This is a genomic window from Filimonas lacunae, from assembly GCF_002355595.1.
In the GTDB taxonomy this organism is placed as follows: Bacteria; Bacteroidota; Bacteroidia; order Chitinophagales; family Chitinophagaceae; genus Filimonas; species Filimonas lacunae.
This window is the reverse complement of the sequence record NZ_AP017422.1, coordinates 3920163-3936376: the sequence shown is the minus strand read 5'-3', so window position 1 is coordinate 3936376 and position 16214 is coordinate 3920163. Positions and strand designations below refer to the sequence as shown.

General features: G+C 44.0%; 11 protein-coding genes. 8 read left to right on the top strand and 3 right to left on the bottom strand.

What is annotated here, in order from left to right:
* Nucleotides 1-6 precede the first annotated feature (6 nt).
* A complete protein-coding gene (gene purB / locus FLA_RS15530) occupies nt 7-1401 on the bottom strand; it encodes an adenylosuccinate lyase (protein WP_231940270.1) in 1395 nt (464 codons plus the stop codon).
* Nucleotides 1402-1412: 11 nt separating this feature from the next.
* Here purB and FLA_RS15525 point away from each other — a divergent pair, with 11 nt between their 5' ends.
* The 3 genes from FLA_RS15525 (at nt 1413) to FLA_RS15515 (ending at nt 7199) form a co-directional block, all read left to right on the top strand.
* Complete coding sequence (locus tag FLA_RS15525; RefSeq protein WP_076377750.1) at nt 1413-2180, top strand: menaquinone biosynthetic enzyme MqnA/MqnD family protein; 768 nt, start codon at nt 1413-1415, stop codon at nt 2178-2180.
* An 88-nt stretch (nt 2181-2268) separates the two neighbouring features.
* Nucleotides 2269-6312 (top strand): CshA/CshB family fibrillar adhesin-related protein, encoded by a 4044-nt coding sequence (locus FLA_RS15520; RefSeq protein WP_076377752.1) that lies wholly within the window; start codon nt 2269-2271, stop codon nt 6310-6312.
* Nucleotides 6267-7199: an FkbM family methyltransferase gene (locus FLA_RS15515; RefSeq protein ID WP_076377754.1), complete on the top strand. Its 933-nt coding sequence runs from the start codon at nt 6267-6269 to the stop codon at nt 7197-7199. Before FLA_RS15520 ends, FLA_RS15515 begins: the two co-directional genes overlap by 46 nt.
* 46 nt (nt 7200-7245) lie before the next feature.
* Here FLA_RS15515 and FLA_RS15510 read toward each other — a convergent pair whose 3' ends face one another.
* Complete coding sequence (locus tag FLA_RS15510) at nt 7246-8709, bottom strand: polysaccharide biosynthesis C-terminal domain-containing protein (protein ID WP_159445077.1); 1464 nt, start codon at nt 8707-8709, stop codon at nt 7246-7248.
* Nucleotides 8710-8909: 200 nt separating this feature from the next.
* Between FLA_RS15510 and FLA_RS15505 the strand changes: the two genes are divergently transcribed.
* From FLA_RS15505 to FLA_RS15485, 5 genes are read left to right on the top strand one after another with little or no spacing between them, the layout of a single operon-like run.
* Entirely contained in the window at nt 8910-9641 is a 732-nt protein-coding gene (locus tag FLA_RS15505) for an FkbM family methyltransferase (RefSeq protein WP_076377758.1), read from the top strand.
* A gap of 3 nt (nt 9642-9644) precedes the next feature.
* Nucleotides 9645-10523 carry a glycosyltransferase family 2 protein gene (locus tag FLA_RS15500; protein WP_076377760.1) on the top strand — a complete coding sequence of 293 codons (879 nt, stop codon included), beginning with the start codon at nt 9645-9647 and terminating at the stop codon, nt 10521-10523.
* Nucleotides 10524-10525: 2 nt separating this feature from the next.
* Nucleotides 10526-11524 (top strand): glycosyltransferase family 2 protein, encoded by a 999-nt coding sequence (locus FLA_RS15495; RefSeq protein ID WP_076377762.1) that lies wholly within the window; start codon nt 10526-10528, stop codon nt 11522-11524.
* Nucleotides 11525-12676 (top strand): glycosyltransferase family 4 protein, encoded by a 1152-nt coding sequence (locus FLA_RS15490; RefSeq protein WP_076377764.1) that lies wholly within the window; start codon nt 11525-11527, stop codon nt 12674-12676.
* Nucleotides 12677-12681: 5 nt separating this feature from the next.
* Entirely contained in the window at nt 12682-13440 is a 759-nt protein-coding gene (locus FLA_RS15485; RefSeq protein ID WP_076377766.1) for a glycosyltransferase family 2 protein, read from the top strand.
* 44 nt (nt 13441-13484) lie between these two features.
* Here the strand turns inward: FLA_RS15485 and FLA_RS15480 are convergent, their stop codons facing one another.
* On the bottom strand, nt 13485-16106 hold the full coding sequence (locus FLA_RS15480; RefSeq protein ID WP_076377768.1) for a YfhO family protein: 2622 nt from the start codon (nt 16104-16106) through the stop codon (nt 13485-13487).
* Nucleotides 16107-16214: the final 108 nt, after the last annotated feature.

Genomic DNA, 16214 nt, shown 5'->3' with positions numbered 1-16214 from the left:
TTGTTTCTAGTAAGCTGCAACCACACCGGTGTAGTTATGCGGCGTAATGGCTTTCAGCTCTTTTTTCACATCGGCGCTTACTTTCAAAGTGCCGATGAAAGCGTGAATATCTGCTTTGGTAATAGCTGATTTACCGCGGGTTAACTCTTTCAGCGCTTCGTAAGGCTTCGGAAAGTTTTCGCGACGCAGCACGGTTTGAATGGCTTCTGCTACTACTGCCCAGTTATTTTCCAGGTCAGCTTTCAGCTTCGCTTCGTTCAGTACCAGTTTGCCAAGGCCCTTGGTTAAGGAGGTAAGCGCAATAATAGTGTGTGCTACCGGTGTGCCAAGGTTCCTTAACACGGTAGAATCGGTTAAGTCTCTTTGCAGGCGGCTGATAGGCAGTTTGGCCGATAAATGCTCTAACAGTGCGTTAGCCATACCAAGGTTGCCTTCTGCGTTTTCAAAATCGATAGGGTTTACCTTGTGGGGCATGGCAGATGAACCTACTTCGCCTTTCTTTACTTTTTGTTTAAAGTAATCCATGCTGATGTATGTCCAGATGTCGCGGCAAAGGTCAATTAAGATATTGTTGATCCTTTTAATAGCGTCCAGGTGGGCAGCCAGGTTATCGTAATGCTCAATCTGGGTGGTAAACTGCATGCGTTGCAGGCCCAGTATTTCCTCTACAAATTCGTTACCCAATGCAATCCAGTCCTTTTTAGGGAAAGCGATGTGGTGGGCGTTGAAGTTGCCGGTTGCGCCGCCAAACTTGGCAGCGTAAGGGATGTAAGAGAACAGCTCTACCTGGTTGGTCAGGCGCTCCACAAACACCATAAATTCTTTACCCAGGCGGGTAGGAGAAGCAGGTTGTCCGTGTGTGCGGGCCAGCATCGGAATTTCTTTCCAATCGGTAGCCAGCTGTTGCAGGCTCTGACGCAGGTTAATGATGGCTGGCAGGTATTCCTGCTCCATGCAATGTTTCCAGCTCAGCGGGATAGAAGTATTGTTGATATCCTGTGAGGTAAGGCCAAAGTGTATCCACTCGGTAGCTTCTGCTGCACCTACTTTTTCCAGTTGCTCCTTCAAAAAGTATTCTACTGCTTTTACGTCGTGGTTGGTTACAGATTCAATTTCCTTAATCTGTTGCGCGTTTTCCAGGCTAAAATTCTCTGCAACTTCGCGTAATTGTTGTTTAGCTTTGGCAGTAAGCTTGAAAAAGCGTTTGTCGGACAGAAACAGAAAATATTCAATTTCAGTAATTACCCTGTATTTGATTAAAGCAAATTCAGAAAAGTAGTTGTCTAAAAAGGCAACTTGCCTGCGATAGCGTCCGTCCACAGGGGAAATAGCTGTAAGATTGTTTAACTCCATGTTAATGTTTTGAGTTTTCTTATTCTGTCCGGTTAATTTTGCACGCAAAAGTAAAAGATTTGGAGAAGATTAAAGTGGGGAGTGTAAGCTATTTGAATGCGAGGCCCCTTTTGTACGGATTACAACGGTCGGAAGAGCTGATGCTGCAGATGGAGCTGATAGAGGAATTTCCATCGAAAATAGGCGGAATGCTGATAGATGGCAGTATTGATGTGGGTTTGGTGCCGGTGGCCGTCATTCCTAAAATGAAGGAATGGCACATTATTACCGATTTCTGCATTGGTGCAACGGGGGATGTGGCTTCTGTTTGCCTGTTCAGCGAGGTGCCTATAGAGCAGATTGACACTGTTTTGCTCGATTACCAGAGCCGCACTTCAGTAAACCTGTGCAAGGTGTTACTGAAACATCACTGGAAAATACAGCCACGTATTGTAGAAACCACGGGGGAAGACTACCGCAGCCAGATCACCGGCACAACAGCAGGGGTGGTTATTGGCGACAGAGCCCTGGAGCAACGACTGGTAAGCTCTTATATATATGATCTGGCTACGGAATGGCGCATAATGACCGGCCTGCCATTTATGTTTGCTGCCTGGATTGCCAATAAACCATTGCCGCCGGCTTTTGTAGACGCTTTTAACCAGGCCAATTCCATCGGATTTGAACATTTACAGGAAATAATAGCTGCTAACCCCTTCAAAGCGTACGACTTACATACATATTATACCGAGAATATCAGTTACGATTTAACGGAGGAAAAACGTAAAGGGTTGCTTTTATTTGTGGAATACCTGCAAAAAATGGAAGTGCTGAAGCCGGTTATGTAATATTGTTTTTATTCTATATATTAATTAGAAAATATTTGATTTTTTATTATTTACTTTAGGCCGCGGTAGCATTCACCGCGGCTATTTTATGTTTAAGACAACCCTAACCTTTTGTGTAATCTTATTATGCATTACCTGTGCGAAAGCCCAGTATGCCGATTTAGGCACCGGCGGGCAAAAAGATAAGATATGGTGGTTTGACTGGGCAGGTTTTACGATGATGGAAAACGCTACCAGGAATTTTGTAACCACCGACGGGCTTAACGTGTCTATTACTTTTACTAATGTCTCTTCTGAAAGATTATATCCTTCCATAATGAATACCTGGCGGGGGGCCGTGTTTTATAATCTGTACAATTTTTCCAACACGGCTATCAGGCCGGCTTTGTACGGCATAGAAAACAGTAATACCGTTGCTTTTAAAATGCAGGTTAGGGTTACCCGCAACGGTACAGCGGTGCCTTTTACGTTGGTAACTGCCGATGCAGAGGCCAGTGCTCCCAGTGAGATAACTAACTTTACTACCGATGGCAGTAACTGGGGGGTGATTGATTTTTACCGGAATACTTCTTTCTCTACCAATCCCATTACAGGATGCGGCACCAACACAGTTACCATGACCAACACTTATGGCGGTTCTATAGGCCTGGGGCAAATTCCTTTACTGGCAACTGCGGCTACATCCGGAACGTTGAACCTGAATATAGCATTGAATAAAAGCGGGTTGCCAGGTGCGATGGGATTGACGTTTGGTATTTTTTCACCTGTAGACCGGGGGGATTTACCGGCTGCGTATGGCTATGCACAGCATCGTTTAAGTTATGACCAGCTGAACAGCTGTAATTACACAGCACCTATGCCTACACTGCAGCAAAATAGCAATCTGTACCTGGGGCGCGTGGTGGGAGATGCGGATGGCCTGCAAACCACCAATGATAATACGGTGGGGGGAGATGAAGAGGCTATCAGTTCTTTTCCTGTTTATGACAGAAGCGGCTCTTATAGCATAACTGTGCCTGTACATAATACTACCGGCGCGGCAGCCTGTTTAATGGGTTGGTTTGATAGTAATAACGACCAGGTGTTTAGCGGCATCAATGAATCAGTAACCGTGAGCGTGCCTGTAAACGCTACTTCTGTAACACTTACCTGGACCGGGCTACCTGCTGCTTTTACCGCAGGCGTGAATTATGCCTTCCGGTTACGTTTATCTTCTGACAAAACAGCTGTTGCCAGTTCCACAGGGTTTGCGCCGGATGGGGAAGTGGAAGATTATGTAACTACGTTGACCAATGGGCTTGCAGCTTCCGCTGCTTTTTCGGCACCGGATACTGTTTGTGTAAACACGCCGGTTGCAGTAACCAACATGTCGCAAAACGCCACCAGCTACTACTGGAATTTCAATAGCGCCAACCTGGATACTCAGCCTGCTACTGTAAACCTGGGTAATATCGGGGGCGTGCTGGACATGCCTGTGTATTCGGATATAGCAGAAGAGAATGGTAATTATTATGTTTTTGTGCTGGATCACTGGGTAGGTAAAATGATTCGTCTGGATTTTGGTAACAGTTTACTCAATACACCAACTGCGCGCGACCTGGGAACGTTAAATGGCGTGTTGAAGCAGCAGCTGGAGGGAATACAGGTGGTAAAAAATGAAGGAAAGTGGTATGCCATTATTGTGGGAGGGCATCCTACCAGCGTAGGGTCGTATATAATTAAGGTGGAGTTTGGGGCAGCTATTACTAATAATACCCCGGTGGCCACAAATTGGGGAAATATAGGCAACCTGAATTATCCTATCGATCTGCATTTGTTTAAGGAAGGTAACGACTGGTATGGTTTGTCGCTGAACCAGATCAATAACACGCTTACCCGCTTTGATTTTACCAGCAGTTTTGATAACACGCCCACCGGTACTAACCTGGGTGGCTTTGGAGGTGTATTTAATAATCCGGCTGGTATCTGTTGTGTTAAATTTAATGGAGAATGGTATGCCTTTATGACCAATGATGCTGCCAGCAATGGATTAGTACGGCTTTACTTCGGCTCATCCTTATTGAATACGCCAAGTGCTACTGTATTAGTGGACCAGCCATCGCTAAACCATCTCAGGGATATATATGTAATGCCTTATTGCGATGGGCTGTATGGTTTTGCTGTTAATGGCACTACTAATGAGCTGTTGCAGTTGAACTTTGGCAATGACATTACTAATAATACGCCAGCACTTATCAATTATGGGAATGTGGGCAATTTCAGTTTCCCACACTCCATCTCTAAAATGTTTCGTGTAGGAGGCGATCTGTATTCTTTTATTCCCAATGTAAATAATAATACCATTAGCCGCGTAAGGTATTCCTCGTCTGTGGTAGTGAATGGTGCTATTTCAACCGTGGCTAATCCTGCCCCGGTAACTTATACTACCCCTGGTAATTATAATATCAACCTGGTGGTGGACGAAGGTTTAGGCACACAGGTTACCTATTGCAAAACAGTTACCGTGGTGGATGTACCGGCTAAGGTGCCTATTGCAGATTCGATGTTTTGTGCAGATAGTATAGTGCTGAAATCGCGTTTTACAAACAGCAACATCTGGAGTGATGGCAGCAGTCTGGATACATTGGTTATTAAAAGCAATGGCACTTACTGGGTTGAAACATCCAGATATGGATGTGTTGTAAGAGATACTTTTGTGTTAAAGCTGGATACGTTGTTGGGTGTGTTTATTGGGAACGATACCACATTTTGCCGTGGAGGAGTAAGGAGCTATCAACTGACCTACCCGGGGGCTGTTTATCAATGGCAGGATGGCAGTAGCGCTAATGCTTACACTGCTGCTAATTCCGGCACTTATCATGTGCGGGTAACTAATACACAGGGATGTACAGGGCGCGACACGGCAATGGTAAGCGTGATTGAATATCCATTGGTAACATTGATGAAGGATACGGCTATTTGTGAAAACGATCTGCTGCGCCTGGGAACAGATGTGTTGCAATATACTGACAGTATCCGGTGGTCGCCCGGTACCGGCATGTCTGATACAAAAGTAGCCAATCCATCTGTACAACCAACAGCTACCATCACCTACACCTTAACGGCTTATAATGCTTTTTGTGCCAGTTCTGACTATATAGTAGTGCAGGTAAATGCCCGGCCGCAGCTTACCATTACCGGCGATGAGATTATTTGCAGGGGCGATGCCCTGGGGGTGCAGGCTTCTGGTGCTGCCAGTTATAGCTGGTTGCCCAATACTGCTATTTCTAATGCGACTGTAAGTAACCCGGTGGTTACCCCCATTGTTACCACCCGGTATGTGGTAACAGGGGCAGCCGCTAATGGTTGCACGCAAACTGCTTCTGTGCTGATAACAGTAAACGAGCCGGCTGTTTTTGGATTGAGTCCCGAACAGGCTACTATTTGTGAGGGAGACACAGTTACATTGGTGGCCAGCGGGGGAGATGCTTACCAGTGGCTATTTGCCGGCACTACCTCCGGTAACAATAATTCTGTTGCCCGGTTTGTACCTGTTATTCCTGGATCGTATCGTGTAATCGCATTTGACAATATCTGTAACAAAGCCGATACCTTAACTGCGCTGGTTACCATTCATCCATTGCCACAGCTTACTGTTGCCAAATCCAATGATATAGATTGTGTGAAAGGCGAGGCCCGGTTAACGGCTTCTGGCGCCTCCTATTACCAATGGTATCCCGCAGGTACTTTAACGGGTGCTAATACGTATAATCCGCTGGCACGCAACGATACAGCTACCGTGTATCATGTAAGGGCCAGCAGCATACAAGGATGTGTAAAGGAAGACAGCATTACTGTGCTGGTGCTGAAAAATAACTTCAATGCTTATCCTATTGCCAGTGCTTTTACACCCAATGGAGATGGACTGAATGATTGCTTTGGTATTAATAAATGGGGTATGATCAAACAAATGGAGCTGGCCGTATTTAACCGCTGGGGCGAGCGCGTGTTTGTTACTAATAACCCTAATGACTGCTGGGATGGTAAGTATAAGGGGCAGTTTCAACCTCCGGGAACCTTTGTGTTTACGGTAAAAGCAGAAACGCTTTGTGGCACCGTAATCAGGAATGGAAGCCTGGTGCTGATACGTTAGCGAGACAGGAAATACGTTTAAATACTTCTAAAATAGACGCAGGAAACCTGAAAACGTCTATTTTAGCTTTTTTATCAGATCCCAATAATATTTCTGTGAGCAAATTACTGTCCGTATTTAAAAGCAAATACAGTAAAGTAGGTTATAGTAAGTTCAGAGTGAAGCGATTACGTAGCCTGCCCAACAATAAAATTCATGCAGTTCCTTTCCTGGACGGTACTTTTTACCTAAAAAATTCCATTGAATTTCTGCATGGGGTAAGAGAGATTTTCATCAATGATATTTACAAACAGAAATTGCCCGATAATGCCGTGGTGTTAGATTGCGGTTCGCATATTGGATTGAGCGTGTTGTATATTAAAAAGCTTTGTCCCGGTGCCCGTGTAACGGCGTTTGAACCTGATAGTGTGAATTTTAGCCTGTTGCAGAAGAATGTAGAGTCATATGGTTTAAGCCATGTGAACCTACAGAACAAAGCCGTATGGATAGAGAATACCACGCTGCAATTTACCGCCAGTAATGATATGGGAAGCCATATTGAGGCCAATGCTACAGCGGGCAATACGGTTGCAGTAGAAGCTGTTCGCCTGCGCGATATGATCACTGACCGGGTACATTTTCTGAAAATTGATATTGAAGGGGCGGAGTATGCTGTAATAAAAGATATTGCCGATAAGCTGCCGCTGGTAGATAACCTGTTTTTAGAGTTTCATGGTAGTTTTGCTGATGCCGGAAAACTGGCAGAGATGCTTACGCTGCTGGCGCAATACCAGTTTACGTTTTATATAGAAGAAGCTACCAAAACCATTGCTACACCGTTTTTTCGCGAAGCCAAACACAAACGTCACTACGATATACAATTAGATATCCACTGTTTTAAATTGTAAGCTCACAGGCTTTTACATACGCATTCAGGTAAGTAGCATGCGCTGCTTACCTGTTTCTTCCCAATAATCTTTTCACATTGCCCCATTGCTTGTTGGCCATTTGGTTTATTTCGCCGGACAGGCGGGTGGTGAGTATGAATGGAAAGAATACCAGGCTAAAGGATGCTGTACGTATAATGCCATCCACGATAAAGGAAGAGTGGCGAGGTAAGTAAAAGTGGATGACAGCAGTAATACCAGCCGTTACCAACACTACCCACAGGTGCTTCCAGGTGTAAGGCTGTAGTTTATATTTATACCACAGGAAGAAATAGCGCATAAGATTGAAGAAACACAGGGATATGGTAGCCGCGTAGGCTGCGCCCATTAAACCGTAGTGGGTAATCAATATATAGCCCAGCGGAATAGCCAGGAAAGTATAAATAACATTTGTAATGAATTCTGCCCGCCAGAAACTGGAAGTGCTTATGATCTGTGCATTGGCTCCTGTGCATAAATCGGCCAATTTACCCAATCCCAATACTAAAATCACAAACTCAATACCAGAATAATCTTTACCCAGGTAAGCCATAATGTTATGCGAGTTCAGCAATAACAGCGCAAACATAGCCAGGCCTATTGCCATAAGGTTAGACACGCTTTTGTGATATACATGCTTGATGTTATCCATGTCTTTATTGCGCCACGATTCAGCCAGCACCGGCATACTGATAGCCGTAATGCTGCGCTGGGGCACTTCCATTAAAGTAATGATATAGGTTGCAATGGCAAACACGGCCGTATCGGTAAGCCCGCGTGGTGCATTGGCGGTAATGATAATATCATCACTGTTTTTAGACAGCATATTTAAAAACTGTGCACCAAACAGGAATAAGCCATAAGTGGCCATTTTGCCTTTTAAGCGGAAGGTAACCTTGCTAAGACTACCGTTAAAGTAGAACTCGCGTGTTTTGCGCAGTGTATAAAATAATATTATTACAGCCGGCAGGTAAGAGAAGGCATACATGCCAATAAATACAGGCAGGGAAAGCCAGTGCATACCCATCAATATTAACAGCACGGTAAACGCAAGCCTGGGTAATAGTTCCTTCATTGCATTGGAAATCACCGTCTTTTTAAATGTCCAGCTGAAGGCTTCCAGCCAAAGCAGCAGCAGCATAAAAAAGGTAAAGGGAAATATCCAGTTACTGTATTTTACAAACAAAGGTGAGCGGGCGCTGTATTTTCTTACAATCAATTCCTGGCCCAGGTAGCCGCCTATACATAATATTACAAAACCCAGCAGGCAAAGCATTAGCGTTACAAAAGGCAGGTCGCTTTTTTCCGGCGTCAGGTGCTTACGGTAAATGGGGGAGAATTTATAAATAACCGGTAAAGAGCCTAATGTACAAAAGGTGGAAAGGGTAACAGCCAGGTTGAGAAAAATACGGGTAAGGCCCAATTCCTGGGTAGTGAGCATTTTAGGAGCAATGAACAGGATGTTGATGCCGCCGATGGCGAATCCCACCATGATAAGAATACTAGATCTGATACTTTGCTTTTGTATAATGCCCATATACCTGTAAAACGTGTAATTGAAGGGGGCAATTTAGGCATTAAACTTAGAATAGCGGGTGTTTTCGTGTCCGAAAAGCAGCCACTGGTAAATTTGGTAGTCCTTGCTCATTCCTTATCTTTGGAACCTTTAAAAAATACGAACTAAAAGGTAGCATGCGCACACTCATCAGGTCCTTTTTACAAAAATTTGGTTACGATATTACTAAATATGTACCTCCCTATGTTCCCGGCGTTTTAGACCAAAAGGCCCTGGAAGGTGAATTTAAATGGCTGCAGGATCAGCAATTTAAATCCATTGTTGATATCGGTTCTAACGAAGGACAGTTTTTGGAAAAAGCGCGTATCCTGTTTCCCGAGGCTACTATCCATGCTTTTGAACCATTGCCGGGTGCATTCCAGAAATTACAGTCCAATTTCTCCACTGATAAAAACATCCGGTTCTATAACCTGGGTTTAGGAGATACCAAAGGACAACTGGAATTTCACCAGAATGAGTACACGCCGTCTTCTTCCTTTTTAAGCATGGAAGCTACGCACCATGCCAATTTTGACTATGCGGTAGATACCCAAAAGATAACGGTTGATATTGATTTGCTGGATAACGTATTGGGTAATGGCCAGTTGTCACAGCCTTTGCTGGTGAAGATAGATGTGCAGGGTTTTGAAGATAAAGTGATCAATGGTGCTACGCGTGTGCTTGCACAGGCGTCCATGGTGATATGTGAACTGTCGTTTACCCGTTTGTATCAGAATCAGCCTTTGTTTGATGATGTATATAAGAAGCTGACGTCGATGGGGTTTTTGTATGCCGGTAACATGGAACAATTGCACAGCACTCAAAACAATGGAGTGTTACAGGCAGATGGCATTTTTATTAAAAAGTAAACTATGGCTGCTGCTCCTCTCATTTCTGTAATTACCGTAGTATATAATGGAGCACGCCATATAAAAAACTGCATTGATAACGTACAGCAACAGGGATTCCGCAATTTTGAACATCTGATTGTGGATGGCTGTTCCACCGATGCTACTGTTGCTATTGCAAAAGAGCAGGAGGGGCTGTATTCCAACCTTCGTGTAATAAGTGAGCCTGATAAAGGTGTGTACGATGCCATGAACAAGGGCATTGCTTACAGCAAAGGACAATGGCTCTTTTTTCTGGGGTGCGATGATTATTTCTATTCCAATAATGCACTGGAAGGCATAGCGGGCCAGCTATTGGTTCAACCTGTGCTGCAGCCTGTGATTGTATATGGTAATGTATGGCACGAAAAACTGGCCCGGATATACAACGGGGAAACATCTGTAGAAACCTTGCTGAAATCGAATATATGCCACCAGGCTATGTTTTTTAACAGGGCTGTATACGATACTATGGGACTGCATCAACTGCGCTTTAAGCAACAGGCGGATTATGATTTTAATTTGCGTTGCTGGCTAAGCGGTAAAGTGAAAACTGTATTTGTGCCGGTAACGGTAGCTTTTTTTGCGGATGGTGGTATTAGTGCTGCCGGGGAAGACCCCGCATTGTATAATGAAATGCCGGAGCTGTGTATTCAATACCTGTTAAGTGGTGAGCATACTGCTGGTGATAAAATGAATATCCTGGCTAAAATATACCGCAAAACCATGCTGCGATATGGCGCAGGCAGGGTAATTAAAAATTTGCTGGTGTTTCGTTATTCAGGATACCGGTTACTGGCGTTGGCTGTCTTTGTGCTGTCCATCCCTTATTACTGGATTCTCAAACAAAGTCAAAAGAAGTAACGGTGAACAGGAAATACAGCATCATTATACCAACTTATAACAGTTTGCGTTTTATTAAACCTTGTGTGGAAAGTGTGCTTGCACAAGAGCTGGATTCCTTTGATTTACATATTGTGGATAGTGGTAGTACGGATGCTACCCTGCAATGGATTGAAGGGCTGAACGATAGCAGAATTCATATTTACACCACCGCTTCCCGCCTGGGTATTGAAGCCAACTGGGGCAGGATAAAAGATATACAACGCAATGAATTCATGACCATACTGGGGCATGATGATGTGCTGGATGCTAATTATTTGTCGGTAATGGATGCACTGATTCAAAAACATCCCCAGGCCAGTTTGTACCAGGCGCATTTTCGCTTTATTAATGAAAATAGTGAGGTTACAGGTTCTTGTAAGCCTATGGATGAAGTGCAATATGCGCCGGAATATATGGGCGTTAACATGGCCGGCACCTTTGATTCTATGGCTACCGGCTATATGATGCGCTCAGCCGATTATGATAGACTGGGGGGGATTCCTTTTTTCCCCGATCTTATTTTCTCCGATCTCGTACTCTGGTATCAGTTAACCGCAATCAGTTATAAAGCCACAGCATTAGCAGAATGTTTCTCGTACCGGAACCATCAAAGTGTATCCCGGGTTTCTATTAAGAGTATAGACGCACTGGAACAGTTTGTACAATATATAGCCACTGCTATACAGCAGGATGCAGCTTTGCGGGCAGAAGTAAACAGGCATGGCCTGCGTTACCTTCACTGGCTTTGTAAAGGTTTGTCTCACCGGTTACTAAGGGTGCCTTATGCGGAAAGAAACCGGTTGAATGTAAAAACGTTTGTGGAAAAGTGCCGGAATTATGCCCGTTTGTGGCAGCCGGATATTGATTACAATCCTTATAAAGACAAAAGTGTTCGCCTGGCTGCCATTATAGATAGTAATGTAGTACTGCGGAAATTGTTTTACAACATCAGAAAGATGTATAATAAACCATTTAATTAAATGAAAATTTTATTCGATAGCCAGGCTTTTGATATGCAGCGTTACGGCGGAGTTTCGCGCTTGTATGCTTCTCTTTTTGAGGGATTGAACAATACGAAAGAAAATCTTGAATATACTATACCTATTGGCCAAACAAATAATGCTTATTTATTAAGCATGCCGCAGTTTGCGGATGAAAAGTACCGGGTAACCGGGCTGGCGGCCGTAAAAGATTTCAAGGGTAAGAAGGCTTTGGTAAAATTACTGGGCAAGGTAGATCCTAACAGTAGTTATAGCAAAGTAGTACGTGAGCTGAAAAAGCAGGAGTTTGATATTTTTCATCCCACTTACTATAACCCCTACTTCTTAAAATACCTGGGCAAAAAGCCGTATGTGTTAACCGTATACGATATGATACATGAACTGTATCCGCAGTACTTTAAGGTAGACAGGGCGGCTGCTTTTAAGAAAAAGGTAATCCCTCCGGCTACACGCATTATTGCCATATCAGAACATACCAAGCAGGATCTGATGCGGTTGTATCATATTCCGGAAGACAGGGTGGATGTAGTACATCTGGGTAACTCGCTGCAGCCGGTAACGGAAATGCCTTCGGGCATGCCTGCTTTGCCCGAACGATATGTGTTATATGTTGGCTCCCGGGCTAAATATAAAAACTTTGAAGGCTTTATGAAGGCGGTTATTCCATTGCTGAAAGCTGATAAAAGCCTGCATGTGATTGCTGCCGGTGGTTATTCTGTCAACAATAATTTTTCGGGTGATGAGCTGGCCTGGTTTGCCAAAGAAGGCATCAGCGAGCAGCTGACGCAGATGAGCATTAACGATCAGAAGCTGGCTTACCTGTACCAGAATGCTTTGTGCTTTGTATTCCCCTCTTTATATGAAGGTTTTGGCATTCCGGCACTGGAATCATTTGCCTGTTGTTGCCCGGCTGTATTGTCTACCGCTTCTTCCTTACCCGAAGTGGGAGGGGAGGCGGCTTTATATGCTGATCCGCATAATGAAGAAGAGTTGCGCCACCAGATAGCATCGCTTATTAATGACCAGGCACTTAGGGAAACCATGGTTGCCAAAGGTAAAGAGCGTTTAAAGCTATTCTCGTGGGAGCAGGCAGCGGCTAAAACCATTGAAATTTATAAACGCATACAATAGCGGGAATGAGCAAGCCAATAATATCAGTGATCACAGTAGTGTATAATGGCGCAGCAACGCTGGAGCAAACTATTGCCAGCGTAAAAGCACAAACTTACAGTGCTATAGAATATATAGTGGTGGATGGTGGTTCAAAAGACAATACTGTTGCTATTATCGAAAGCCATACAGATATAGTAAGCCACTGGATCAGTGAAAAAGATAAGGGACTGTACGATGCTATGAACAAAGGCATGGCAATGGCCACAGGGGAGTATGTTTTCTTTTTAAACGCTGATGATGCTTTTTTCGCACCCGATGTATTGGAGAAGATGATGCAGGCAGGTGGTAATGCAGATGTGATATATGGTGATGTAATGGTGATGGATGGCGAAGGGAAAGACATTGGATTGCGTTCAGAAGTAACCCCGCATCAATTACCGGCTGTGCTTACCTGGAAGAGTTTACAATATGGAATGGTGGTGTCGCACCAGGCATTCCTGGTGAAGCGTGCCGTTGCAGCTACTTACGATTTACAATATAAAATAGCTTCTGATATTGACTGGATGATTACTACTTTAAAGCAGGCTGCTACAACGGTGAATGCTGGTGTGATTGTAGCTAAATTCAGAACAGGCGGTACTTCCAAAGAGCGGCAGCAACAAGCCTGGAAAGAGCGGTATGCTATCCTAAGCAAACATTATGGCGCTGTGGCTAACTTTATCAGGCACCTGTTTATAGCGATACGTTATATCATTAAAAAACCCTTTTCAAAGCCTATTTAACAACAGGTATTGAAAAGGGTTTTTGTTATATAGAAGCTACTGCCTTATGCAGTAGCTTTTCTTTTTTTAACGATAGCGCTTCCTACTATTCCCAGGAACACCAATACAATGATGATGTTAGAGAATTTAGCAACAGCGTAAGAGTATTTGTGCGACAGTGGCTCAAACTTAAACTCTACTGTATGCTTGCCTTGTGGCACCACCATACCGCGTAACACGTAGTTGGTTTTGAAATAGTCTGTTTTCTTACCATCAATATACATGTTCCAGCCTGCTTCGTAGTAGATTTCACTTAACACAGCCACCTGTGGTGTTGTTGCATTGGTTTCGTAGCTTAACGAGTCGTTATCAAACTTCACCAGTTTAATGGTAGCGGTTGAATCGTAAGTGAGATTTTGAGGAATCAGCGATTTGTAAGTATCCTGTACAATTGCTGTGTCTTTGGCATCAAAATGATCTAACGCCCTCATTTCATTGGCTGGTCCATCTACAAATTTCACTGCCTTTACAATCCAGGCATTGCCTAAACGGCCCGGGTTTAATTGAGCTACCGGCTTGTTGGTTTGTGGATTGTTCTGAATAACGTATTTAGTATTCAGCATGTTAATTACCTGTACATTGGGTTGACCTGCCAGCTGGTAAGTGATCAGGTCATCATAAGCACCAATTTTAGCAGGGCTATAACCGCCAATAGAGTTGTGGTAGTAAGATGTAAGTGATTCCTGGTAAGGATCTTTACCAGAAGCCAGGTTTAACACCCGGAAGTCTGGTTCTTTATCTTCCAGGATGGTAGCATCTGCTTCTGATTTACTGAAGTTTTGATTCGACAGCTGGTCGGCATCTACATAGCTGTCCTCACCCAGGTAACGCTGGTCTATAGAAAACAGGTCGGTGATGATACAGATACCTATAGCAGCCAGTAAGATATTGGCAGATATTCTTTGCTGGATAAACAGGCCCATTAGTAAAGCCACAGGCAGGATAAACAGAAGTGAACGCATGATGTCTTTTCCAAAAGTGGCGGCCCTGTCCTGGTGTAAAGCCTTTACAATAGCCTGCGCCATTTCCGTATTACCTTTGCTTTGATATACCAGGTTTTCATACATCCTGTTGTCTGTTTGCGCAGGATATTTTTCGTTCAGCGCCTGTAATTGCTGTTGAGCAGTAGGGCTGTTAGAGGAAATGATCTTGTTAAACTCAGCTGTTCTTTGTGTGTTCTCGTTTTTAAAGTCGAGCGACATATACATGAACAACGCCAGTGCAAACACGGCACCGGTAGCTATACAGGTAACTTTCCATTGCTTGAATAATTCCGCTTTACTTTCCGTAGAGTCCAGTAGTTGCTGCACAGCCATTACACCCAGAACCGGGAATAGTAACTGCGGAATTACCAATATCATGGTAGGTGCCCTGAACTTATTATAGAATGGGAAGTAGTCAAACGCAAAATTGTTGAAGGCCGGGAAGTTGTGTCCCCACGATAAGATGATGGCTAGTATAGAAGCGCCCAGTATCCACCATTTGTGAATGCTTTTTACGTATACCAATCCAAATATGAACAGGAAACATACTACTGCACCCAGGTAAACGGTGCCATCGGTAAAAGGCTGATCGCCCCAGTATAAAGCACCGGAGAAAGACTTCGCAAAGTCCCCCGCCTGGTCTGAAGGGTAATTGGCTTTTTCTTCTAAAACTTTAGCTATATGTGAATTTTCATTCAGTTCGCCGCCTCGTGCGCCGTAGCCCATTACGCCGGGAAACATTAAGGTAAAGGTTTCCAGTTTGCCGTAGCTCCACTGGTAAGCGTACTCGCGCGATAAACCTTTGGTAAAACCTTCTTTGGTAGTTTTTGAATCAGCAGTTTCTTTATTCCTTTCCGGTAAAATCAGCTGACCACCACGTTTAGAATGTTTGGCATAATCGTAAGTAGTGAACAGGTTTACTGCGTTGGTTAATACACCCAGTGTACCGGCTATTGCTACTAATGCTATTGCTTTAAAAGCATGTTTCAGGTCTTTTTCTTTTACCCACTTCACTATATAAGCAATTGTAGCAATGCCCATTATCAGGAAGGTATAGTAGCTTATCTGCTGGTGGTTACGGCCAATTTCCTGCATGGTAAACAGGGCAGTTAATAAAAAGCCCCACAGGTATTTTTTGTTATACACCATCAGTGCGCCACCGAGCAGGGCAGGGCTGTAAGCTAATGCCCATACTTTGGTGATGTGACCTGCAGAAATGATAATAGGCACATAGGATGCAAAGGCAAATGCCAGTGCGCCGCCAATGGCCAGGTAAGGCCTTACGCCTATGCACATACAAAATATATAGAAACAGATACAGCAAAGAAAAAAGTACTGGAAGGGCTCAGGCAGGTTCAATGTCATTATTTTATGTACCCACTCTGTAAGATGCGTAGGAGCAGGAACGCCTAACACAAAAGCCGGCATGCCACCAAACATGCTGCTCAACCACAGGGGAGATGTGCCGTCTTTTTCTACGTGATTGGTTAAGTTTTGCTGCATCCCCTTCACCAGCTGCATATCATACATGTTCAGGGTTTTGCCTGGCTCTAATGCCGGCCTGCAAAAAATAAAGGTAACCAGCAGGAAAACGCCTATAGCAATGAGGTGAGGCACCACCCGCTTCCATGGAAAATTCTTCATATAAATTTTAATGAGATGGGCAAACCTAGCTAAAATACTTGATTCACCTGTTGAAATAATGGTGCTAAAAATAAGGCAGGCGAGCAAATTAATTGGTATTTTGGGCCC